Origin of the sequence: Roseovarius mucosus DSM 17069 (assembly GCF_000768555.3) — a bacterium.
Classification (GTDB): domain Bacteria; phylum Pseudomonadota; class Alphaproteobacteria; order Rhodobacterales; family Rhodobacteraceae; genus Roseovarius; species Roseovarius mucosus.
Map to the genome: position 1 here is coordinate 190,256 of NZ_KN293976.1, position 22,770 is coordinate 213,025.

23 protein-coding genes and 1 pseudogene are annotated in these 22,770 nt (G+C 61.5%); 7 read left to right on the forward strand and 17 right to left on the reverse strand.

What is annotated here, in order from left to right; translation table 11 throughout:
• Window positions 1–38 precede the first annotated feature (38 nt).
• A complete protein-coding gene (gene rpsU, locus ROSMUC_RS04815; protein ID WP_008207378.1) occupies window positions 39–245 on the forward strand; it encodes a 30S ribosomal protein S21 in 207 nt (68 codons plus the stop codon).
• Window positions 246–381: 136 nt separating this feature from the next.
• On the opposite strand, the gene ROSMUC_RS04820 is transcribed toward rpsU, so the two are convergent.
• The 8 genes and pseudogenes from ROSMUC_RS04820 to ROSMUC_RS04855 all read right to left on the reverse strand — a co-directional run bounded on the left by ROSMUC_RS04820 (window position 382) and on the right by ROSMUC_RS04855 (window position 7,207).
• A complete protein-coding gene (locus tag ROSMUC_RS04820; protein WP_037270200.1) occupies window positions 382–570 on the reverse strand; it encodes a hypothetical protein in 189 nt (62 codons plus the stop codon).
• Window positions 571–675: 105 nt separating this feature from the next.
• Window positions 676–1,395: a gamma-glutamyl-gamma-aminobutyrate hydrolase family protein gene (locus ROSMUC_RS04825; RefSeq protein ID WP_037270202.1), complete on the reverse strand. Its 720-nt coding sequence runs from the start codon at window positions 1,393–1,395 to the stop codon at window positions 676–678.
• Window positions 1,392–2,345, reverse strand: a complete 954-nt coding sequence (locus ROSMUC_RS04830) for an amidoligase family protein (protein WP_037270204.1) — start codon at window positions 2,343–2,345, stop codon at window positions 1,392–1,394. Before ROSMUC_RS04830 ends, ROSMUC_RS04825 begins: the two co-directional genes overlap by 4 nt.
• A gap of 4 nt (window positions 2,346–2,349) precedes the next feature.
• A complete protein-coding gene (gene rlmN / locus ROSMUC_RS04835; RefSeq protein ID WP_037270205.1) occupies window positions 2,350–3,528 on the reverse strand; it encodes a dual-specificity RNA methyltransferase RlmN in 1,179 nt (392 codons plus the stop codon).
• Between the two features lie 115 nt (window positions 3,529–3,643).
• Window positions 3,644–4,612 carry an agmatinase gene (locus ROSMUC_RS04840; protein WP_037270207.1) on the reverse strand — a complete coding sequence of 323 codons (969 nt, stop codon included), beginning with the start codon at window positions 4,610–4,612 and terminating at the stop codon, window positions 3,644–3,646.
• Window positions 4,609–5,334 (reverse strand): C40 family peptidase, encoded by a 726-nt coding sequence (locus ROSMUC_RS04845; RefSeq protein WP_425442767.1) that lies wholly within the window; start codon window positions 5,332–5,334, stop codon window positions 4,609–4,611. The genes ROSMUC_RS04840 and ROSMUC_RS04845 overlap by 4 nt, the downstream gene beginning before the upstream one ends.
• 20 nt (window positions 5,335–5,354) lie before the next feature.
• Window positions 5,355–6,735: pseudogene (locus tag ROSMUC_RS04850) on the reverse strand (leucyl aminopeptidase family protein).
• Window positions 6,736–6,814: 79 nt separating this feature from the next.
• A complete protein-coding gene (locus ROSMUC_RS04855; RefSeq protein ID WP_102105870.1) occupies window positions 6,815–7,207 on the reverse strand; it encodes a hypothetical protein in 393 nt (130 codons plus the stop codon).
• Window positions 7,208–7,347: 140 nt separating this feature from the next.
• Between ROSMUC_RS04855 and ROSMUC_RS04860 the strand changes: the two genes are divergently transcribed.
• Window positions 7,348–7,998, forward strand: a complete 651-nt coding sequence (locus ROSMUC_RS04860; RefSeq protein WP_008279607.1) for a carbonic anhydrase — start codon at window positions 7,348–7,350, stop codon at window positions 7,996–7,998.
• Window positions 7,999–8,043: 45 nt separating this feature from the next.
• On the opposite strand, the gene ROSMUC_RS04865 is transcribed toward ROSMUC_RS04860, so the two are convergent.
• From ROSMUC_RS04865 to ROSMUC_RS04905, 9 genes are all read right to left on the reverse strand, one after another.
• A complete protein-coding gene (locus ROSMUC_RS04865) occupies window positions 8,044–10,242 on the reverse strand; it encodes a 3-hydroxyacyl-CoA dehydrogenase NAD-binding domain-containing protein (protein ID WP_037270212.1) in 2,199 nt (732 codons plus the stop codon).
• A gap of 3 nt (window positions 10,243–10,245) precedes the next feature.
• Window positions 10,246–10,725: a cupin domain-containing protein gene (locus ROSMUC_RS04870; RefSeq protein ID WP_037270213.1), complete on the reverse strand. Its 480-nt coding sequence runs from the start codon at window positions 10,723–10,725 to the stop codon at window positions 10,246–10,248.
• Complete coding sequence (locus tag ROSMUC_RS04875; RefSeq protein WP_037270215.1) at window positions 10,725–11,936, reverse strand: acetyl-CoA C-acetyltransferase; 1,212 nt, start codon at window positions 11,934–11,936, stop codon at window positions 10,725–10,727. The genes ROSMUC_RS04870 and ROSMUC_RS04875 overlap by 1 nt, the downstream gene beginning before the upstream one ends.
• A 15-nt stretch (window positions 11,937–11,951) precedes the next feature.
• A complete protein-coding gene (locus ROSMUC_RS04880) occupies window positions 11,952–12,587 on the reverse strand; it encodes a glutathione S-transferase family protein (protein WP_037270217.1) in 636 nt (211 codons plus the stop codon).
• A 163-nt stretch (window positions 12,588–12,750) separates the two neighbouring features.
• Window positions 12,751–13,884, reverse strand: a complete 1,134-nt coding sequence (locus ROSMUC_RS04885; RefSeq protein ID WP_037270219.1) for an acyl-CoA dehydrogenase family protein — start codon at window positions 13,882–13,884, stop codon at window positions 12,751–12,753.
• A gap of 27 nt (window positions 13,885–13,911) precedes the next feature.
• Window positions 13,912–14,124 carry a hypothetical protein gene (locus ROSMUC_RS04890; RefSeq protein ID WP_037270221.1) on the reverse strand — a complete coding sequence of 71 codons (213 nt, stop codon included), beginning with the start codon at window positions 14,122–14,124 and terminating at the stop codon, window positions 13,912–13,914.
• Window positions 14,125–14,151: 27 nt separating this feature from the next.
• Window positions 14,152–15,930, reverse strand: a complete 1,779-nt coding sequence (locus tag ROSMUC_RS04895; RefSeq protein WP_037270223.1) for an acyl-CoA dehydrogenase C-terminal domain-containing protein — start codon at window positions 15,928–15,930, stop codon at window positions 14,152–14,154.
• 34 nt (window positions 15,931–15,964) lie between these two features.
• The gene (locus ROSMUC_RS04900; RefSeq protein WP_037270225.1) at window positions 15,965–16,366 is read right to left on the reverse strand and encodes a MerR family transcriptional regulator; all 402 of its coding nucleotides are present in this window, start codon (window positions 16,364–16,366) and stop codon (window positions 15,965–15,967) included.
• Window positions 16,367–16,537: 171 nt separating this feature from the next.
• Window positions 16,538–16,906, reverse strand: coding sequence for a MerR family transcriptional regulator (locus tag ROSMUC_RS04905; RefSeq protein ID WP_037270440.1), 369 nt, complete (start codon window positions 16,904–16,906; stop codon window positions 16,538–16,540).
• A 118-nt stretch (window positions 16,907–17,024) separates the two neighbouring features.
• On the opposite strand from ROSMUC_RS04905, the gene ROSMUC_RS04910 reads away from it, so the two are divergent.
• The 5 genes from ROSMUC_RS04910 to ROSMUC_RS04930 all read left to right on the forward strand — a co-directional run bounded on the left by ROSMUC_RS04910 (window position 17,025) and on the right by ROSMUC_RS04930 (window position 22,448).
• Entirely contained in the window at window positions 17,025–17,447 is a 423-nt protein-coding gene (locus ROSMUC_RS04910; RefSeq protein ID WP_037270227.1) for a PaaI family thioesterase, read from the forward strand.
• On the forward strand, window positions 17,447–17,956 hold the full coding sequence (locus ROSMUC_RS04915; protein ID WP_037270442.1) for a PaaI family thioesterase: 510 nt from the start codon (window positions 17,447–17,449) through the stop codon (window positions 17,954–17,956). The genes ROSMUC_RS04910 and ROSMUC_RS04915 overlap by 1 nt, the downstream gene beginning before the upstream one ends.
• Window positions 17,949–19,301, forward strand: a complete 1,353-nt coding sequence (locus tag ROSMUC_RS04920) for an MATE family efflux transporter (RefSeq protein WP_037270229.1) — start codon at window positions 17,949–17,951, stop codon at window positions 19,299–19,301. The genes ROSMUC_RS04915 and ROSMUC_RS04920 overlap by 8 nt, the downstream gene beginning before the upstream one ends.
• A gap of 55 nt (window positions 19,302–19,356) precedes the next feature.
• Entirely contained in the window at window positions 19,357–19,779 is a 423-nt protein-coding gene (gene arfB, locus ROSMUC_RS04925) for an alternative ribosome rescue aminoacyl-tRNA hydrolase ArfB (protein ID WP_037270231.1), read from the forward strand.
• A gap of 119 nt (window positions 19,780–19,898) precedes the next feature.
• On the forward strand, window positions 19,899–22,448 hold the full coding sequence (locus tag ROSMUC_RS04930; protein WP_245875112.1) for a calcium-binding protein: 2,550 nt from the start codon (window positions 19,899–19,901) through the stop codon (window positions 22,446–22,448).
• Window positions 22,449–22,770: the final 322 nt, after the last annotated feature.

Sequence of the window (22,770 nt, forward strand, 5' to 3'; positions counted from 1 at the left end):
TCTATTGCAACTTTAACTTAGGAAGGTGGTGACACCACATGCAGGTTAGTGTTCGCGACAACAATGTCGATCAGGCGCTTCGCGCTCTGAAGAAAAAACTGCAGCGCGAAGGCGTTTTTCGTGAAATGAAGCTCAAGCAACATTTCGAAAAGCCGTCCGAGAAGAAAGCGCGCGAGAAGGCCGAAGCGATTCGCCGTGCCCGGAAACTGGCGCGCAAGAAAGCGCAGCGCGAAGGCATGCTCTAAGAGCGCTCTCCGCAGGTTTTTGCGGCACGTTTGACGACCCCCGGGCAGATGCTTCGGGGGTTTGTCGTTCTTGTGGCTTAGCCCTATCAGCCCAAGTGTCAGTCGCCTGTAGATTTCAGCCTGAAACAGGGCGCGATCAGCTCAGCTGGCAGAGCGGCGCATCCTGACGGATCGAGGTGACAAAGCGCCCCTCTGCTGTGTCGCGGATGGCATAGCCATACCCGCGCAGGCGGTGCTTCCATTCCCGCTCGGAAACGGCGAGATGACGCTCGCGCATCACGAGGTTGCGGATTTCTGTGCTGCTGTCAGTATGGTTCAGGTTCATTGTTTCTATCCCTGTTAAAATTTGCCTCTAATCTTAGGGATAGGTGACGGATGTGGCGGCAATCGCACCGGATTATGGCAGGGCCGGGGAATTGTCAGGGCAAGATCAACGTGCCGCAGCATCCACGCCGGGCAATTGCGCAGCATCGTCGCGGCGCGCAGATGCGGCGGCCATGAGCGCACGAAAGATGCCCATTTGCCGATGCGCATAAAAGAGATGCTCGGGGTGCCATTGCACGCCCAAGGCAAAGGGCTCTGTCATCCGTTCGATTGCCTGAATCATGCCCCCGCTGTCCCGCGCCGCGATGCGCAACCCATCCCCCAAACGGTCCACGGCCTGCGTGTGCAGGGCGTTCACCTTCATCGGCTTTGCTCCAGCGAGCTTTGCCAGGCGCGTGCCACGCACGATCTGCACGGTCTTGCGCGGAAGCACGGTGCGGATATGGTCGCTGGCTTGATAGGTGGCATAGGCATCCTGATGCAGCGTGCCGCCAAGTGCTATGTTGAGCATCTGACTGCCCCGACAGATGCCCAAGACAGGCTTGAAATGCTCGAACGCTGCGAGCACCAACTTGCGCTCCAACGCATCTCGGTCAGGATCAAGGCGCGCGGATTTCACAAGCCGTCCGCCATAGAGATCCGGCGAAATGTCATCCCCGCCACCGATGATAAGCCCGTCTACGGTGGTAATGTCGGCGACACGCCCCGCCTGCCAGCGCAGAGCGCGCCCGCCAGCCAGCCACACATTGAGCGCGATGAGTGGAAAGATACGCCACCCCGAGCGGCGCGAGACAGTGACCCCGATCACCGGGCGACGAGAGGTCATGCGCGGTCCAGCCCCGCCGATTGCAGGATTCGCCCCGCGCGGGTGGCCCAACTCTGACGCGAGAGCGTCAGCAAGCCGTGATCGTCGAGCCATGCCTGTGACAGGCGGGTAAGCAGCGCCGTATCCGCAGCCGCCCGTTCCACCGTGAGCCAGCGCTGCCATTCATCGGCTATGCACCAGCCGCGCTCGTCGATCCGACAATCGGGCAAGCGGAAATGAAAGGTCGGGCGCGCAGATGTCTTGTCGGTGATGGCCGCCCTGATCCGCGCCTCATCGAAATGCGCAAAGAGCGGCAGCATGTCGAGACCACGATTTCGGCTCGGGGTGAGTTCGAGATAGAGACCTGTCACATGGTCGCGGCTGGCACCCGGTCCGGCCTTGATCAACGCACGGGTGAAATCAATCGGGTATGGGTCCGTAAAGGGCAAGAGGCGCCGGGACTCGTCAATCGGGTTGGCGGCGCGCAACCAATCCTCGATCAGGGCATAGGCCAGCAAGGGACGCACCGTATCCGCATCCGCCTCGCTGGCCATCTCGATGTTGAGATGCAGTCCAAAGCCAAAGAACCAGCCTGCGCCGCTACCCAAGGCCCCCGCATCCCGCAAGGCATTGCGCAGATCGTCAAGACGGCCAAGGCCATCCATGTCGAGCGGTTCGGTGACGATTTCCACCGGCACCACATCGCGCCCCAGATCAAGAGCCAGATCACGCAGTTTGCTCTGCTGGGAGTTGCGTAGAAAGATGTCGAGATAGATGTCGATCTCGCCGATCTGACTGTTCTCGACACGCCAGATATGGCTGTCGACTTGGGACGCGGTGCCATCCAGCGTGGTTGCACAGAGGCGCGCCACTTGCTCTACGGGCAAGCCGCCAAGCTCGATCTCGACCCCCACAAGGCGGGGATCACCCTTGGCGTTCATCGGTTGCGGCAGAGAGGGAAAGGCGGTCATGGGCCTAATGCCCAACCTCGGCCTCGATCTGAGCACGGGATTTGCGTGCGCGCTCGGTGGCGGATTTCAATTGACCGCAGGCGGCCATGATGTCTTCGCCCCGTGGCGTGCGGATCGGGCTGGCATACCCGGCCTTGTAGATGATGTCGGCAAAACGCTCGATCCGCTCCCAATCGCTGCGCTGATAGGGGCTTCCGGGCCATTCGTTGAATGGGATGAGATTGATCTTGGCCGGGATGCCCTTGATCAGTTGTACCAGACGGCGGGCGTCGGCGTCACTGTCATTGACCCCTTTGAGCATGACATATTCAAAAGTGATCCGCTCGGAATTAGACAGGCGCGGATAGTCGCGCAGCGTCTCGAGCAGCGTGGCGATGTTCCATTTCTTGTTGATCGGCACCAGCGTGTCGCGCACCTCGTCGGTGGTGGCGTGAAAGCTCACGGCCAAGAGACAGCCGATTTCCTCTGCCGTCTTGGCAATCTCAGGCACCACACCAGAGGTCGAGAGCGTGATGCGGCGGCGCGACAGGGAAATCCCCTCGCCATCCATGGCGATCTTCATCGCATCGCGCACGTTGTCGAAATTATAAAGCGGCTCGCCCATGCCCATCAGAACGATGTTGCTGATAAGGCGCGGACGTTCGCCCGCAGGCTCGCCCGGTTTCGGCCATTCATTCAGGTCGTCGCGCGCCAGCATCACCTGACCGATGATCTCGCCGGCCGTCAGGTTGCGCACCAGTTTCTGTGTGCCGGTGTGGCAAAACGAACAGGTGAGCGTGCAGCCCACCTGAGAAGAGATGCACAGCGTGCCGCGATCGGTTTCGGGGATATAGACAACCTCGACCTCGTGACCGCCCGCGATGCGCACCAGATACTTTCGCGTGCCATCGGCGCTGACTTGCTTGCTCACGACTTCGGGGATCGCCACCACGAACTTCTCGGCAAGTTCCGCGCGATAGGCCTTGGCCAGATTGGTCATGGCATGGAAATCGCGCACGCCCCATTGATAAATCCATTGCCAGATCTGGTTGACCCGCATCTTGGCCTGCTTTTCGGGCGTGCCATGCGCGATCAGAACCTCGCGCAGGGTATCGCGGGTGAGACCGACAAGGTTCACCGGCCCCTCGGGCAACTTGCGGGGGATTGTCAGAACATCCTGTGTGATCGGGGCAGTTTGGGTCATGGGCCTGTCGCGGTTCGGGCTGGGATATGATCCCATATAGGATTCGCACACGGATTCCAAAGGGTTTGGCGGAGGGCACCGCCAAACCATGCGTCATGTGTGATCTGTTGGGGCCTTACCCCTCGGCGTGTTGCCCCGCCATGACGCAGAGCAGTTCAAACATGATCGACGCCCCCAAAAAGGCCGTGCCGCCAGAGGCGTCAAACGGCGGGGACACCTCGACCAGATCGGCACCGATAATGTTGACCCCTTCCAGCCCGCGCACCACCTGCAATGCCTGATAGCTGTTGGGGCCGCCCACCTCAGGTGTGCCGGTGCCGGGCGCGAAGGTAGGATCAACAAAATCGATGTCGTAACTGACATAGGTATCACCGCTACCTGCAATCTCGCGTGCCTCGGCCATCACATCCTCGGGACCGCGCGCATGGAATTCCTCGATCAGGATCAGGCGGATGCCAACGGCCGCCGCGAAATCCCGATCTTCGGTGTCATACATGGTGCCGCGCAGCCCGATCATCACCACGCGCTTGGGGTCGAGCAGACCCTCTTCCACGGCGCGGCGGAAGGGGGTGCCGTGGGTATACATCGTGCCGCCGAAATAGGAGTGATAGAGGTCTGTGTGGCTGTCGAAGTGGATCATGCCCACCGGCGCGCGGCGGGCCAGCGACCGAAGCACCGGCAGGGTCGTGAGGTGATCACCGCCTGCGGTCAACGGGAGGATCCCCGCGCCGGTCACACTATCGTAAAATTCAGTAATCCGACGCATGCTGTCGATGATATCCGCAGGGTTTGGCCCCACATCCCCCAGATCGGCGCAATTCACTGCCTCGAACGGGCGCATGCCGGATGTCGGATGCTGCGCGCGGATCATCGTGGAGGCATCGCGCAACTGGCGGGGGCCGTGGCGCGGACCGGGGCGATTGGTGGTGCCACTGTCCCACGGCACGCCGATCAAGCCGATCTGCACCTCGTCAAACTTTGCATGCCCTGTGGGCACATAGGGCAGGCGCATGAAGGTGGGCACACCGGCAAAGCGCGGCAACTCAAAACCGGACACCGGATGAAAGAAGGGATCGGAGGTCATGACAGTCCTTTCAGGCGTTTGCGAGAGGTGACGGGGCCGTCGCCCTGTGCCGCGATACGGGCGATGGCATCCGTGATGGGTTCATAGGCCACGGCCATGTGATGCGCGTTGGCATGGAGGAGCGTGTCAGGATCCGAAACCCACGCCACATGCCCGCGCCAAAAAAGAAGATCGCCGCGTCGAAGCGGCGCAGTATCTGACAGGTGTTCCCCCAGACCTTGCTCTTGCGGACCACTGTCACCGGGGCAGGCGATGCCGCAGGCCAGGCATCCTGCCTGCACCAGACCAGAGCAGTCGATCCCGAAACTAGAATTGCCGCCCCAAAGATAGGGGGTGCCAAGATAAATCTCGGCCACGGCGACAGGGTCGGCCGCATGAACAGCCAGAGCTGTCAGATGCGCACGCGGCACATAGCCGTGCGGTGTTTCGGCAAAGCGTCCCTCGTCAGAGAGCGCCTCAAGACACGCACCGTGACCAAGACTGAACAGCTCACGGGCCTTGAAATCCGGCTTGGGGTAGACATGCGTAGCGCGGGCGCTGACGCGGTGTGTGACGGCCCCCTCTGTCAGCGCCCCAATGGGCACAAATCCAGGATAGCCGTCGCGGGCGGCGCAGACCTCTGCCCAGCCATCCGTGACGCCCGTCACGGTCACGGTCTCTCCCATCAAAAGTTGCCTGTCGCGCGGACCATCCGGGCAACGCAAGAGGTCAACGAGAGGCATGGCAATGAGGTGGCTTGCGGTCACAACCCCAGCACCTCGGGTATAGCCTCCAGCAATGCCCGCGCGCCCATGCCAACGCCTCCCTTTGGCCGGGCGGGGGCGGCGGAGGGCGTCCAGCCGTAGATGTCGAAATGGCTGTAGTTCAGCCCACCCGCAAAGCGGCGCAGAAATAGCGCGGCGGTGATTGAGCCTGCAAAGCCACCCGAAGGCGCGTTGTCGAGATCGGCAATCCCCGGCTCGATCATGGCCTCATAAGGCGTGTGAAACGGCAGACGCCAGACCGGATCGGCCACGCGCGCCGCTGCGGCCTCAAGTGCCTCGGCAAAACAGGCATCGTCGGTGTAATAGGGCGAAAGGTCCGGCCCAAGCGCCACACGCGCGGCCCCGGTAAGCGTCGCCATCGAGATCATCAGATCGGGTGCATCCTCGGCCCCATAGGATAGCGCATCCGCCAGCACCAACCGCCCCTCGGCATCGGTGTTGTTGACCTCGACCGTCAGCCCATTGCGGGCTGTCAGGATATCGCCGGGACGAAAGGCATTGCCCGCAACCGCGTTTTCCACCGCCGGGATCAGCACGCGCAACTGCACCGGCAGATCGAGCGCCATGATCATATGCGCAAGGCCCAGAACCGTGGCAGCCCCACCCATGTCCTTTTTCATCAACCCCATGGAGGAGCCGGGCTTGAGATTGAGCCCGCCGGTGTCGAAACAGACCCCCTTACCCACAAGCGTCAGTTTAGGCCCCGTCTTGCCCCACCGCAAATCCATGAGGCGCGGGGGCACAGCAGAGGCGCGTCCGACGGTGTGGATCAGCGGAAAACTCTGCGCCAGCAGGTCTTCGCCCCGCACGCAGGTCACGTGTGCGCCGTTCTGCTCAGCGATGGCAACACAAGCGGCCTCAAGGGCATCGGGGCCAAGATCATTCGCCGGGGTGTTGATGAGATCGCGGGTCAGCGCCTCACCCGCCGCAATGATCTCCAGCCGCGCGGCGTCAATACCCTGGGGCGCGACCAGCCGCGGCCTTGGCCGGGGACTGGGCACGATAGCGCTCGTAGGCGTAGTGCGACAAGAGCCAGCCCAAGCACTCGGTCTCGGCCTGATCCTCGGGCAAACCTACGACCCAGTAGGTGCCTGCGGGCAAGGCCGCAGCGATCCCCGCCAGATGAAACCGGCCCCGCGCGCGCGTCGCAGCCGTTCCATAACCGCCCAAGGCCATGGCAATGCCACCCGTCGTATCGGGCACGATCAGAACGCGCCCAAGTGCCCCTGTGAACCCCATGGCGCGCACCCATGCCGCAACTTCGGGCGTTTGCCCTGCAAGCCACCCCTCAAGAGCCTCCTCAGCCACAAGGTGCAGCGGCAGGGCGGGCGTGTCGGGGGCGGCGAATCTGAGGCTCATTCTGGCGGACCTTCTGGCAAGAACAATGCGCGCCAGCCTAGCCACGATTACGCCGCCTGCAACCCGTCATTTGAACCAGTCAGAGGGGCGGGTCAGACATATCCCAGATTTCGCAAAGCGAGCGCTCACCGATCCGCAACAGCCGCGCAAAGGTCGCGGCAAGGGCGTTGGCATCACCTGCGTCGATAGAGCCGGTTACATCCCCCGCCACCCGCGCCAGATGCAGCATACCGATCTGATCCGCGATGGCGATCAGGCTGCGCGTGCATTTGCGCAGATCAGCCATTTGCCCCTCACGATACAGCCGCTCAGCATGGGTAAGCCGCGCCGCCAATTCCTCGAGCGCGCGACACACCACATCCTCGGCATTTGCCTCACCCAATTGCAAGTAGAGCGCCGCAAGCCGATGCGCGTCGAGCCGCACCCGCTCCTGTTGTTTCAGCAATGTCACTTGGTCCACATTCTCACCCACGATGTCAGTTTGCCCCCACGGCGCGGGCAGAATGACGCCATTGCAGTTCCCAAATGGTTTCCGGCGGCGCAAATTGTCACTCGAATTCGAGGCGAATCCCGACTATTGACCAGTCGATTGCCCAAACCCCGGGAGAGACCATGGAACATGCCCGCCCCCTGCCCGCCTATCTGGTGCACCGCTTTCATGGCTGGAAGGCCACGAGCTATACCGAGAACCAGTCATGGTATCGGCATCTGGCGCAGCAGGGTCAGCACCCCCGCGCCATGGTGATTTCCTGCTGCGACAGCCGGGTGCATGTGACGTCGATCTTTGGCGCAGATCAGGGAGAGTTCTTTATCCACCGCAATATCGCCAACCTTGTCCCGCCCTATGTGAGCGATGGTGCCCAGCACGGCACCTCGGCGGCGGTGGAATATGCGGTGACAGCGCTCAAGGTGGCGCATGTGATCGTGATCGGCCATTCCGCCTGCGGCGGGGTCAAGGGATGTCTTGATATGTGTTCGGGCCACGCACCGGAACTGGACAAGCAGACCAGCTTTGTCGGACGGTGGCTCGACATCCTGCGGCCCGGATATGAGCGGGTCAAGGATATGGCCGATGCCGACGCCCAGATGAATGCGCTGGAAAAACAGGCGGTGGTGATCTCGCTCGAGAACCTGATGACGTTTCCGTTCGTGGCCAAGGCCGTGTCAGAGGGCGCGCTTACGCTTCACGGGCTCTGGCACGAAATAGGCTCTGGTGCTCTGGAACAGTATAGCGGCAATCAGGACGCGTTTGTGCCGCTTTGAAAGAATACCCCGGCGCGCCGCGGCAGCGCGCCGGGGATCGTATCATCAGGCCGCAGCCGCCTGCCCGCCAAAGCGTCCATAGAAGCTCTGGGTTTTGTCCGCCATCTCTCGCAGCAGTTTGGGCGTTGTGAAACGCGGACCGAATTTCTCGGCCAACTGGTCGCACCGCTCTGCGGCATAGGGCGTGCCAATGATGTCGAGCCAGGAAAACGGCCCGCCCGACCAGGGCGCAAAGCCCCAGGCCAGAATGGCACCCACATCGCCCTCGCGGATGTCCTCGAGCACACCCTCCTCCAGCGCACGCACCGCTTCGAGGACTTGCGCAAACATCAGGCGATGCTGCACCTCATGCAGATCTGGCTGCTCTGTGGCGCGGGGGTATTTGGTGGCCAGACCCGGCCAATAACCCAGGCGCTTGCCCTTGTCGTCATAGTCAAAGAACCCGGCCTTGGATTTGCGGCCCAGACGCCCCTCGCCTTCCATGTAGAAGATCACCTCGTCGACAGCAGCATCCGGATAGGCATCGCCCATGGCCGCCTTGGTGGCGCGGGCGATTTTCGCACCCAGATCAATCGAGGTTTCATCGACCAGTTGCAGCGGTCCGACCGGAAAGCCCAACTGCCGCGCGGCATTGTCGATGAGCGCGGGTGCCACGCCCTCGGCCACCATGCGCAGGCCCTCGTTGATATAGGGAATGATGCAGCGGTTGCAGTAGAAGAAGCGTGCATCATTGACCACGATCGGCGTCTTGCGGATTTGCCGGACGTAATCCAGCGCCTTGGCAACGGCGCGCGGGCCTGTTTTCGCACCTTTGATGATCTCGACCAGCATCATCTTTTCCACCGGCGAGAAGAAGTGGATACCGATGAAGTTTTCGGGGTTGTCCGAGGCTTTCGCAAGTTCGGTGATCGGCAGAGTGGACGTATTGGTGGCAAATATGCACTCTTTGTCCACAACCTTGAGCACCTCTTTGGTAACTTCAGCCTTGACCTTCGGGTCCTCGAACACCGCTTCGATGATCAGATCACAGCCCTTGAGCGCCGCGTAATCGGTCGTCGCGGTGATGAGGTCCAGCGTCGCCGCCTTCTTCTCTGCCGTGGCCTTGCCGCGCTTGATGCCCTGATCCATGAAATCGGCGGTGTAGGATTTGCCCTTGTCCGCCGCCTCTTGCTTCTGGTCGATCAGAACCACCTGCATGCCCGCCATGGCGGAGACAAGAGCAATGCCCGCCCCCATCATGCCCGCGCCCATCACGCCGACCTTCTTGACCTTCTGATCGGACACGTCGGGGCGGTTGGCGCCCTTTTCCAGCGCCTCCTTGTTGATGAAAAGAGAGCGGATCATCGCACTGGAACTCGGGTTCATCAGCACATTGACGAACCAGCGCGCCTCGATCTTGAGAGCGGTGTCGAACGGCACGAGCGCGCCTTCATAGACCGCAGACAAGAGCGCCTTGGCTGCCGGGAACGCACCTTGGGTCTTGCCGTTGACCATGGCCGACGCGCCGACGAATGTCATGAAACCTGCCGGGTGATAGGGCGCGCCGCCGGGCATCTTGTAGCCCTTGTCATCCCAGGGCTTGACGATCACGGGGTTGCTCAGAACCCATTCACGCGCTTTCTCGATCAGTTGATCGGCGGGCACCACCTCATCGACCACGCCGGCGGCCTTGGCCTTTTTCGGGTCATTCAGCTTGCCTTCAAGCAGGAGAGGCGAGGCCGCCATCGCGCCCAACTTGCGCACAAGACGTGTTGTGCCGCCCGCACCGGGAAAAATCCCGACCATGATCTCGGGCAGGCCGATTTTGGCCGAGGGGTTGTCGGCGGCGAAGATGCGGTGACAAGCCAGCGGAATTTCAAGGCCAATGCCAAGCGCCGTGCCAGGCAGAGCGGCGGCAATCGGCTTGCCGCCCTTGTTGGTCTTGGGGTCCATGCCCGCGCGCTCGATCTTTCGCAGGATGGCATGCATCCCCATCACCCCGTCAAAGAGCCCCTTGGCGGGATTGTCGCCCGCGTCATCGCGCATCTTGGCGATGATGTTGAGGTCCATACCTCCCGCGAAGGACCCCTCTTTGCCAGAGGTGATGATCACGCCCTTGACGGCCTCATCCGCCAAGGCCTTGTCAATCAGCGCCTCAAGGTCAAGAAACCCTTGGCCGTTCATAACATTCATCGACTTGCCAACGGTGTCCCATGTGATGATGGCCACGCCGTCGCTGTCGGTTTTCATCGTGAAATCAGTCATATCTTACTCTCCGATCTGGTCAGCCGTCAGCGGGCTGCCATCTTTGCGGGTAAAGGTGTAACCGGCCGCATCCACCGACACCTTCATGTCGAGATCGCTGTAATATCCGGTCTCTGTTTCGGTTCGTGTGCCCACCACCAGAAAAACGGCGGGCACTTCGGTCTTGTTCACAAGGTGATGGCCATTGGCCTCGCCTGCCGGGAAAGTGGCACAATCGCCGGCCTGCAGCGTATGCTCGCCCTGATCGTCAATCAGGGTGCAGGTTCCTTCCGTCACCATCACGAACTCGTCCTGCGCCATATGGTAATGGCGCAAGGACGACATCGCGCCGGGGTCAAGCCGCACGAGATTAACGCCATATTGGCTGAGCCCGCCTGCATCGCCCAAGGCCTGGCTGCTGCGCCCGGCCATGGCCTGGGCCAGCTTGCCGGGATAGCTTGAGCCGCCCTTGAACGGGATTTTCGAAAGGTCCAGCTTGGGCATCAGACGCGCTCGATGATCGTGGCGGCCCCCATGCCGGATGCGATGCAGAGCGTGGCAAGACCCGTGCCTTTGCCCGTGCGCTCCAACTCATCCAGCAGCGTGCCGATGATGATGGCGCCCGTGGCCCCGAGCGGATGGCCCATGGCAATCGCGCCGCCGTTCACATTGACCAGACCGGGGTCGACCTCGAAGGCCTGCTGAAAGCGCAGAACAACGCTGGCGAAGGCCTCGTTTACCTCGAAGAGGTCGATGTCCGAAATCGACATGCCGCTATCGGCAAGAATTTTCTGTGTGGCGGGAACGGGGCCGGTTAGCATGATCGTGGGATCGGTGCCGATCTTGCAGGTCTGCACGATCCGCGCGCGGGGCTTGAGGCCCCACTTCTCACCAAACTCCTTGGACCCAATGAGCACACCCGCCGCGCCATCGACGATGCCCGAGGAATTGCCCGCGTGGTGGATATGGTTGATCCGCTCCAGATGGGGATACTTCATCTTGGCGATGGCATCAAAACCCGGCATCACCTCGCCCATCGCCTGAAACGCCGGCGTGAGTGCGCCCAGTGTCTGCATGTCGGTGCCGGGGCGCATGTATTCGTCATGGTCAAGAATGGTCAGGCCGTTCTGATCCTGCACCTCGATGATGGACTTCGCGAACCGCTTGTCATCCCAGGCCGCCTTGGCCCGGCGCTGCGACTCCATCGCAAGCGCGTCCGCCTCATCCCGGCTGAACCCGTATTCAGTGGCGATGATGTCCGCGGAAATACCCTGCGGCACGAAATAGGTTTCCATCGCAATCGACGGGTCCACGGCAATCGCCGCACCGTCGCTGCCCATGGCAACGCGGCCCATCATCTCGACCCCGCCTGCAATATAGGCGTCACCGGCCCCGCCCTTGATCTGGTTGGCGGCAAGGTTCACCGCCTCCATGCCAGAGGCGCAAAAGCGGTTGATGGCAAGGCCGGGGATGCTCTCATCCAGATCAGAGGCGAGCACGGCAGTCCGCGCAAGGCAGCCGCCCTGCTCCATCACCTGCGTGACATTGCCCCAGATCACATCCTCGACGGCGTGACCATCGAGACTATTGCGGGATTTCAGTGCATTGAGCACCTGCGCCGAGAGACGCGCAGCCGTCACCTCGTGCAGCGCGCCGTCCTTGCGGCCCTTTCCGCGCGGCGTGCGCACGGTGTCGTAGATATAGGCGTCAGACATATCGGTCTCCTTCGTTCAGGCGCGGTCAGCGGGGCTGCCGGGCATCAGGTCATAGGGGTGTTTCCAGCCGGGCGTGGCACTGATGTTGTTCAGCCACCGGTCGATATTGGGCCAATCCTTGCGATCAAAACCGAAAGGCTCTGGATAGTAGAGATAGCCGCAGCACGAGAGATCGGCATTGGTGATCGCGTCGCCCACGATCCAGTCGCGCCCTGCAAGATGGGTGTCGAGCGTGGCATAGGCCGCCTTGAGGCGACCTTGGGTAAAGGGGATCGCGCCTTCGGGGCGCTTATCCTCAGGCAGAAAGTTCATCAGGAACCGCGTCATGCCAACCGGGCTGCTGAGCTTGTGGTTGTCCCAGAACATCCAGCGCATCACCTCGCGTGCCTCCTCCGGCGTGGTCCCGCCGAATTTGCCGGTTTTCTCGGTGATATACATCTGCATGACACCCGATTGGGTCAAGGTCACGTCACCATCGATCAACACCGGCACCTCGCCCATGACGTTGATCTTGCGGAACGCGGGCTGCCGTGTCTCACCTCCGAAGAAATCGACAAAGACCGGCGTCCAGTCGAGACCGGAGAGTTGCAGTGCCAGCGCCGCCTTGTAGGCATTGCCGCTTTCGCCGAAGCAGTGGAGTTTGATGGTCATGTGTGCCCTCCCGGCATTCCACCCTTGGCGGGCGTTGGATTTGAGTGATTTGGGAACAGTGAAGATGCGGGCCATGGTTCATCATGGCTGAAATACTCCACGGGGGTCCGGGGGTGTGAAACCCCCGGCTTCGACTGTGCCACACTGACTGCCGCCTCAACCCTCACAGCGCCCTCGCGATCAGCTCTTTCATGATTTCGTTGGTGCCGCCATAGATGCGCTGCACGCGGGCATCGGCCCACATTTCTGCGATGTCGTATTCCTGCATATAGCCATAGCCGCCATGCAGTTGCAGACAATCATCCAGCACTTCGCCTTGGCTGTCAGTCAGCCAGTATTTGGCCATCGCGGCCTTCTCCACGCTGAGGTCGCCGCTTAGATGCTCGTTGATACAGGCATCCAGAAACGCGCGGCAGACGGCGGTCTTGGTCTGGCATTCAGCCAGTTTGAAGCGGGTGTTCTGGAACTGAAGAACCGGGCCACCAAAGGCCTGACGCTCCTTGCAATAGCTGATCGTGCGCTCCACCGCGCCCTCCATCGCCCCTTGCGCACCACAGGCGATGATCAGGCGCTCCTGCGGCAATTGCTGCATCATCTGATAAAAGCCGCGCCCCTCCTCGCCGCCAAGGATGTTCTCCGGCGGGATCTCGACGTTGTCGAAGAACAGCTCGGACGTGTCGCCCGCATGCATCCCGACCTTTTCAAGATTGCGCCCGCGCGTGAAACCCTGCGCGCCTTCGGTTTCCACAACCACCAAGGAGATGCCCTTGGCCCCTTCCTTGGGGTCGGTCTTGGCCGCGACGATGATCAGCTCGGCATGCTGGCCGTTGGTAATAAAGGTCTTTTGCCCCGAAAGCCGATAAGCGTTGCCGTCCCGGATGGCACGGGTCTTGATGCCCTGCACATCCGATCCGGCGGCGGGCTCGGTCATGGCCAGCGCGCCAACCATTTCGCCCGAAACCATCTTGGGCAGCCATTTCTGCTTTTGCGCCTCGGACCCATAGGCAAGGATATAATGTGCGACGATGCCGGAATGGATGGGATTGCCCCAGCTTGCCAGATTGGCGCGGCCCTGTTCGATGCAGATGACTGCTTCATGCCCGAAATCGCCGCCAGCGCCGCCGTATTCCTCGGGGATGGACGGGCAGAGCAGGCCAAGGGCCCCCGCCTCAAGCCAGCAGTCGCGGTCCATGATCCCCGCCTTGCGCCAACGGGCAAAATGCGGCCGCCATTCCTCGGTGATGAACTTGGCGGTCATGTCCGAGAGCATCCGGTGCTCGACTGTCATCCAGGTCATGGCCGGGCCTCCCTTCCCTTTGCCGCCTTAACGTTTGCGTGCCTCAAGTTCGGAATTGAAGAGCCTGAGACGGTGCGCAAAGGTTTCTTCATTGATCACGCTGTCGAAATTCTCGAAGAGAAAGGACAGCGCCTCGCCCTCATCCAGCCCCGAGTCCTGCGCAAACCGGCGCAGGCGGCGGTAGCCATCCTCGGTCATCGCCGCATTGAAGCGGCGCGTGAGGCGAAAGCGTTTCGGCATCTGTCCCTCCTCGCTAGCAGTCTCTCCTCAGAACGCTTCGGCCTCGAGTGCCATGACCGTATCGGCGCCGCTCTGGATACGTGCCAGATGCAGGGCCGTCGCGGGCAGGCGGCGCTTCATGTAGAAGCGTCCCGTCGCCAGCTTGGTCTTGTAGAAAGCCTCATCCGAGGTGCCAGCATCGAGCGCCGCGTGGGCCGCCTTCGCCATCCGCGCCCACATCAGACCAAGGCAGACATGACCAAAGAGGTGCATGAAGTCATAGGAGCCCGCGAGCGCCGCATTGGGGTTCTTCATCCCGTTCTGCATGAAGAACATGGCCGAGGCTTGCAGATCCTTGGAGGCTGCCTTGAGTGGATCGAGAAAATCGGCCTTCAGCGCCTCGTTGCCCTCGTTGTCCTTGAGGAACGACTTGACCAATTCGAAGAAGGCCATGACATGCTTGCCACCATCCTGCGCCAGCTTGCGGCCCACAAGATCGAGCGCCTGAACGCCGTTGGCCCCTTCGTAGATCATGGCGATGCGGGCATCGCGGGTGAATTGCGACATGCCCCATTCCTCGATATAGCCGTGGCCGCCGTAAATCTGCTGCGCCAGCACGGTCATGTCGTAACCTTCGTCGGTGAGAAAGCCCTTGATCACCGGCGTCATCAGCGAAATCAGACCTTCGGCAGCGGCATCATCACCTCGATGCGAACGGTCAATGAGTTCCGCACCCCAGAGCATGAAGGCGCGCGCACCCTCGATAAAGCTCTTTTGATCCATCAGCGACCGCCGGATGTCGGGATGCACGATCAACGGATCGGCGGGGCCGTTGGGGTTTTCCGTGCCGGTCACCGCACGACCCTGAAGCCGGTCCTTGGCATAGGCCAATGCGTTTTGATAGGCGACCTCGGCCTGCGCCAGACCCTGCATGCCGACGCCGATCCGCGCCTCGTTCATCATGGTGAACATGGCGCGCATGCCTTTGTGCTCTTCACCCAAGAGCCAGCCGGTTGCCCCGTCATAGTTCATCACACAGGTGGAATTGCCGTGAATCCCCATCTTTTCCTCGATCTTGCCGCAGCTAACGCCATTGCGGTCGCCGAGGCTGCCATCCTCTTTGACGATGAATTTCGGCACGATGAAGAGCGACACACCCTTGATCCCCTCGGGGCCACCGGGGATCTTGGCCAGCACGAGGTGGATGATGTTGTCGGCCATGTCATGCTCGCCCGACGAGATAAATATCTTCTGCCCGGTGATCTTGTAGCTGCCATCGCCCTGCGGTTCGGCCTTGGTGCGCATGAGGCCCAGATCGGTGCCGCAATGCGGCTCGGTCAGATTCATGGTGCCGGTCCACTCGCAATTGGCCATTTTCGGCAGATAGGTGGCCTTTTGATCGTCGGTGCCATGCACGAGGATCGCCGAGGCCGCGCCATGGGTCAGACCCTGATACATGGTAAAGGCCTGATTGGCGGCCGAAAACATCTCGCCCACGGCAGTGCCGAGGATATAGGGCATATATTGCCCGCCGAATTCCTCGGGCAGATCGAGTGCTGTCCAACCGCCGTCTTTCATCTGCTCAAAGGCCTCTTTAAAGCCCTTCGGCGTACGCACCACACCGTTTTCCAACACGCAGCCCTCGGTATCACCCACGGCATTGAGCGGCATCAGAACCTCCGAGGCAATCTTGCCCGCTTCTTCCAGAACGGCCTTGGTAAAGTCGGGCTCAAGCTCGGCATAGCCGGGCGTGCTCTGTTCGGACACGCTCAAAACCTCGTGCAGCACGAATTGCATGTCACGGGTGGGGGCGGTGTAGCTTGGCATATGTCTCTCTCCCTAAAACAGGTGCCGGACCGGATTACTCGGCGGCTTTTTGGCTGGTCTTGAGCGAGGCCAGCATACGCTCGCCCCATGTCATCTGTTCGCGCAGCTCAGAGATTGCGGCCTCCAGCTCGTCGCGCTGTTTCTCCATCTCGGCCAGACGCGTGCGCGCAACATCGTAGGCGCGGGCAATCTGGCTGTGCTGCTGATCCCCCTTGTCATAGAGATCGAGCAATTGGCGCAGGTCCTCGAGGCTGAAACCAAAACGCTTGCCGCGCTGGATCAGTTTCAGCCGGGCCCGGTCACGCCGGGTAAAGAGCCGCTTCTGCCCGACCCGGCGGGGCGAGAGCAGTTCCTTGGCCTCATAGAAGCGCAGGGTGCGGGGCGTCACATCGAACGCCTCGCACATCTGGCGAATGGTCATCATATCGTCGGTCATCGGTTTACCCATGTCACAGCGCATTTGCCGACAATCTGCGGATCATGGGCCATGGTTACAACAGCCGGATGGCTTTACGTAACCACTACGTCGCGTCACTTTTAAGTTGACGTAAGATAAGGCAAGGTAAACAGGGTGCAGGGGAAATATTCTTGCCCTTGCGTCAGCCCTTTACCCGAGACTCGCGGCGGTATCGTCGCGCAGTTTCTTGAGTTCGGCCATTGCTTCGTCGATTTGACGGCGCTGTTCGGCCAGTTCCGCCAACTGCCGGTCGGCCAGGTCTATCCAACTGCGCATCTGCGCATTCGTGCCCTCTTTCTCGTAGATGAGAAGCCATTGCCGGATCTCTTCCAGCGCAAAACCGAACTTGCGGCCGCGCAAGATCAGCGTCATGCGAGCACATTCGCGCGGGCCGTACCATCGCGCGCGGCCATCGCGCTCAGGCTCCAGAAGTTCGATATATTCATAATATCGCAGGGTGCGCGGCGTCACATCATAGGTCGCACACATTTCCTTGAAGGACAGTTTCTTATCCGACATGGTCAGCCCTCCCGTTGTGCAGACGTTAGGACCAAGACGCGGCCCTTGCAACCGGTGCTCTTGCAGCTTGGGCAGATTAGGGATCATAAAGGGCGCATCACGATCCGCGGGGAACAGCATGACCGACGCCAAGACCAAGATCGCACAGCAGTTCATGCAGGCCCTGCCCCATGCCCGCGCCCTTGGCATGCGGCTGGTCTCTATGGGGGATGGTCAGGCCGAGATCGCGATGGATTACGATCCACGCTTTGTCGGCGACCCCGAAACCGGGGTGATTCACGGCGGGGCGGTTTCGGCCCTGATGGATACGTGTTGCGGGGCGGCGGCCATGAGCCATCCGGCCTCGCCCGGCGGCACCGCCACGATTGATCTGCGTATCGACTATATGCGCCCGGCAACACCGGGGCAGCGCATCCGCGCCCATGCGGACTGTTACCACATAACGCGATCCGTGGCCTTTGTCCGGGCAAGAGCGATGGATGAAGATGAGGCGCGCCCGGTGGCGACGGCGACAGGCACCTTTACCGTGGAGGGCAAATGATGGCCCGCACCCGTCCTGAACCTGTGCAGGTGGTCAAGCAGCGGCGCGATGCGGCGCTGAAGGCCTTGGTCGAAGGGGTGCCCTATATCGGCTTTCTCGGGGTGCAGTTCGATCGGCGGGGGGATGAGTTGACCGCCCTGATGCCCTTTGAGGAAAAGTTGATCGGCAACCCGCTCTTGCCCGCGCTGCATGGCGGGGCGACGGCGGCGTTTCTCGAAATCACCGCGATCATCGGCCTGAGCTGGGGGATGCTCTGGGAAGAGATCGAAAGCGGCGCGTTCGACCCCGAGGCGATTGTCGGAGGCAAGCTGCCACGATTGCCGAAAACCATTGATTTTACAGTGGATTACTTGCGTTCCGGCCTGCCGCGTGATGCCTATGCGCGCGCACAGGTCAACCGCTCTGGCCGCCGCTATGCCTCGGTGCATGTCGAGGCTTGGCAGGACAATCGCAGCCGTCCCTTTGCCCAAGCGACCGGGCATTTCCTGATGCCGCGTCGCGATGGCTGAGGTCGCGCGGGCGGTCACGCATGCCCGTGTCCTTAAAATTGCCCTGCCCATCGTGATTTCCAACGCCACGGTGCCGATCCTCGGCGCGGTGGATACGGGCGTGGTCGGACAGTTGGGGGCAGCGGCACCGATTGGCGCGGTTGGCATTGGCGCCGTCATAATCACCGGAATTTATTGGATTTTCGGATTCCTCCGGATGGGCACCACGGGACTGACGAGCCAAGCGCAGGGGGCCGGGCAGACGGGCGAGGTCGCGGCGCTCTTGACGCGGGCGTTGATGATCGGCTTTGCCGGGGGGCTGGCCTTTATCGCCTTGCAAGTCCCTGTTTTTTGGGCCGCTTTTCAGATTTCCCCGGCCAGCGAAGAGGTGGAAACCCTCGCCCGAGAATACATGGCAATCCGGGTCTGGAGCGCCCCGGCGATGATCGCGCTCTTTGGCATGACCGGGTGGCTGATCGCACAGGAACGCACACGGGCGGTTCTACTGCTGCAACTGGTGATGAATGGCATAAATATCCTTTTGGATCTGTGGTTTGTCCTGGGGCTCGACTGGGGTGTCGCGGGCGTGGCGCGGGCGACGGTGATTGCCGAATGGGGCGGTCTGGTGCTGGGCTTTTGGTTTTGCCGCGATGCCTTTGCCGTGCCTGCATGGTGCGACTGGCCAAGGGTATTTGACCGGGAGCGGCTGAAAAACATGGCCTCGGTCAATGGCGACATCTTTCTTAGGTCATTGATGTTGCAGATTATTTTCATCTCTTTCCTGTTCTGGGGCAGCGATTTTGGCGATGTCACGCTGGCGGCAAATCAGGTGCTGTTGCAGTTCCTGAGCATCACCGCGCATGCGCTGGATGGGTTTGCCTTTGCCGCCGAGGCGCTGGTGGGGCAGGCGTTTGGCGCGCGCTCTGTCGCGCACCTACGGCGAGGGGCGCTGTTGACAAGTATGTGGGGCGTCGTGGTCTGTGTCGCCTTGGCCATTGCCTTTGCCACCTTTGGCGGGGTGTTGATTGATCTTATGGCCAAGGCTCCAGAGGTTCAGCAAGAGGCTCGTAACTATCTGATATACATGGCACTTGCACCCATTCTTGGGCTGGCAGCCTATATGCTGGACGGCGTATTCATTGGCGCGACGCGCACCCGCGACATGCGCAACATGATGGCGCTGAGCCTCTTGGTCTATGTCGTCGCGGCGCTGCTGCTGGCCCCTTCGATGGGCAATCACGGCCTATGGCTGGCGCTCTTGATCAGTTTCGTGGCGCGGGGTGTCACGCTCGGGCTGCGGTATCCGGCGCTGGAACGGGCGGCAACCAACCTTACAGACCTTACAAAATCACCCTCGATTCTGTAAGGTCGAGGCACGGGTTTGCAGCGCCTGCCGGATGCGGACTGACGGAACGGGAACCATGCTGCACATCACCGATCAAATCGCCATCGAAGACTGGGAATTGACCGAGCAGTTCATCCGCGCCTCGGGGCCGGGAGGGCAGAATGTCAACAAGGTGTCGAGCGCCGTCGAATTACGGTTCGAGGCCGAGCGGTCACCCAATCTGCCCGCGCCGGTCAAGACGCGGTTGCGGCGGTTGGCCGGGCGGCGCTGGACCAAGGAAGGGGCGGTCGTGCTGCAATGCGACGAGACCCGAAGCCAGACCCGCAACCGGGAAATCGTGCGGGATCGTTTGGCGGAGTTGATCCGCCAAGCCTCGGTCGCGCCCAAGCGGCGGGTGGCGACCAAGCCGACGCTGGGGTCAAAGAAACGCCGCCTTGCCGCCAAGAAGCAGCGCGGAGAGGTGAAGGCATTGCGCGGTCAGGTGGGCAGCGAGGAGTGAGGCCCGCGCCTTGATCGACCGCGGGCGCTCTGACCGCAAAGTTTTTACCCCGCGCCTGAAACTTTGTGCCGATGTCTTGCGTGACTGTTCCGTGATGCTTGCAAACGGGAGGTCAAACCATGGCACATCTAGCGACTAACTATTCCTCTTTCGAAACCTTTCTGCGGGGTGCGGAATCCACCTATACGGTTGATTTCATTGCGCTCAACGGCTCGGGCGTCAGTGGTACGGCGATCCTCGCGATTGGCGCGCCTGAAATCACCGGCGAACAATATCTCAACGTGTCCATCACCGTGGAAGGTATGGAACCCAACCAACCTGTACCGCAGCATATTCATGGTCTGTTTGACGTAGACGACAATCCTGTGAATTCGCAAACGCCGGATATCAACAGCGATGCGGACCGCGATGGGCTGGTGGAAGTGCTGGAAGGTGTGGGCCAATATGGCGACGTGCTTTTGACCCTGAGCGGTGAGAGCGCCACGCCGATGACCAATGCCGATGGCTCCTTTACCTATATTCGGGCGTTCGATTTGAATGATGCGTCCAACTTTTTCAGCCCCGTCACCATGAATGATTATGTGGGTGCCGATATTCTGCCGCTCACCCTGCGGGAAATCGTTCTGCATGGCGTGGCCGTGCCGAATGGCATTGGGGCCGGAACGACGGGGGAGGTCAACGGCTCTCAGGATGGGTTTGTGCCAATTCTGCCTGCGGCGGCAGGCGAAATCGAGCAGATCACATTGGACGAAGCGCTGTCCCGTCTGGATGATCAACGGGCCATGGGCGGCGTCGCCCTGACGCTGGGTGATGCGGGCGAGACCGCGACGGGCACGGAAGGCGACGACAGTCTTGACGGTGGGGCGGGCGATGACGTGCTCATCGGTCTTGGCGGCAAGGACACCCTGACCGGCAACGGTGGCAGTGACGATATTGATGGCGGCCAAGGGGACGACGTGATTCTGGCAGGCAATGATGCCAATATCCCGAATGGCGCTGATGCCGGGGCCTCGGGGGCATTGCCCCGGGCAGAATATGACAATGGCTATGCCGGGGGTGCCGGTGACGACCTGATCATGGGAGGGGCCGGGGACGACATCATCACCGGGGACGATGAGAGCCGGGTCTCTGCCGTCAGCGGGCAAACCTTCAACCCGGATGCGGATGGTGCGGACACCATTTTTGGCGGGGCCGGAAATGATGAAATCCATACCGGATCCTGGGCCGACAGTGATGACGGGTTTGGCAATACCCAAACCGGCACCGCCTCTGACGAGGCGCATGGCGGCGACGGCGATGACATTCTGCGCGGTGCCGGTGGCGACGATATTCTGAGCGGCGACGCGGGCAATGACGATGTCGGCGGCGGCGGCGGTGCGGATAGCATTACGGGCGGCGCGGGCGATGACGTGCTCTTTGGCAATGCCGGTGCGGATGTGATAGATGGTGGAACGGGCAACGATACGCTGCGCGCAGGTGCGGGGGACGAGGACGACAGGTTCAATGCCGCCAGCTTTGGCGCGTCTGGCGCGCTTCCTCTGTCGGAATATGACAATGGCTATGCCGGTGGGGCGGGCGATGACCTGATCGAAGGCGGCGCGGGTGATGACATCATCACCGGTGATGACGACAGCCGCGTTTCGACCGCCACGGGGGGAATGTTCGATGCAACAGCCGATGGGTCCGACACGATCTTTGGTGGGGCTGGCAATGACGAGATCCACACCGGAAGCTGGTCGGATGGCGATGATGGTCTGAGCAATATATCGACCGGGGTGCAGGGGGACCTGGCCTTTGGTGGCGATGGCAATGACATCCTGCGCGGCGCAGGCGGCAACGATTTCCTTGGCGGTGACGCGGGCAACGATGACATTGGCGGCGGCGGCGGGGCGGACAGCCTCGTGGGTGGTGCCGGTGATGACGTGCTCGCTGGCAATGGCGGCGATGATGTCATCTCGTCCGGGGATGGTGACGACGTGGCCACGGGCGGCGATGGCGATGACCGGATCGGTGGAGGGCTGGGCAATGACCGGCTGTCCGGCGATGCGGGCGATGACGTGCTTGGGGCCGGTCTTGGGGATGACACCGTAGAGGGCGGCGATGGCAACGATCTGGTCAATGGCGGCGGCGGCGACGACGTTCTCACGGGCGGGGCCGGGAACGACAGGATGGGCGGCAGCCAGGGTGCCGACAGCATGACCGGTGATGACGGCGACGACCTGATGGGCGGCGGTGCCGGACAGGACGTCATGACTGGCGGCGCTGGTAACGATCAAATGGGTGGTGGTGTCGGTGACGACATGCTGGATGGCGGCGCGGGCGACGATTTTGTTGCCGGTGGCAATGGCCGCGACATGCTCAGCGGTGGTGACGGCAATGACACGATCAACGGCGGAAACGGCGACGATGAGATGCAAGGCGGGGACGGGATGGATGTCTTTGTCTTCAACAGATTCAACGCCGGAGAAGTCGATGTGATCTCGGATTTCGACAGCGCGGGCGATCTGCTTGATTTGCGCGGGGTTGCCGAGGGCTTTGATGGTCTGGGCATCGCCGAGACGTCGTTTGGCGGCTCTGCCGCGACCGAACTCAGCTATCAGAACCACACCATTCTTCTGGTCGGGGTAGAGGCCGCGACGCTGGACGAGAGTGACTTTCTCTTTGGTTGAAGTGGTCAGAACAAAGGGCCCCTCGCACGCTGCGGGGGGCCAACCGGACTGACGCCTCATAGCTTTGGTGGCCTGCGCGCGGCCGTTCTTTTCAGGCGCGTTTTTGCGTTGAGCTGCACTCTGTCCTCTCGGGTAGCGGGTCCACGTTAGATCTTGTCAACCTTTCGCAAGGACAGCACAGCTGAGGCCTGCCAGAGGCCGGTTGCCTCTGTGGGATGCCACGCTGGTGCCTCTGTGGCGCTAGTCCCGTGCTGAAATGGCGCGACGTCGGGCTTGACCCCGCGGCAGGACTGAGGTGATCTGATCGAACCTTTGAGGAGAA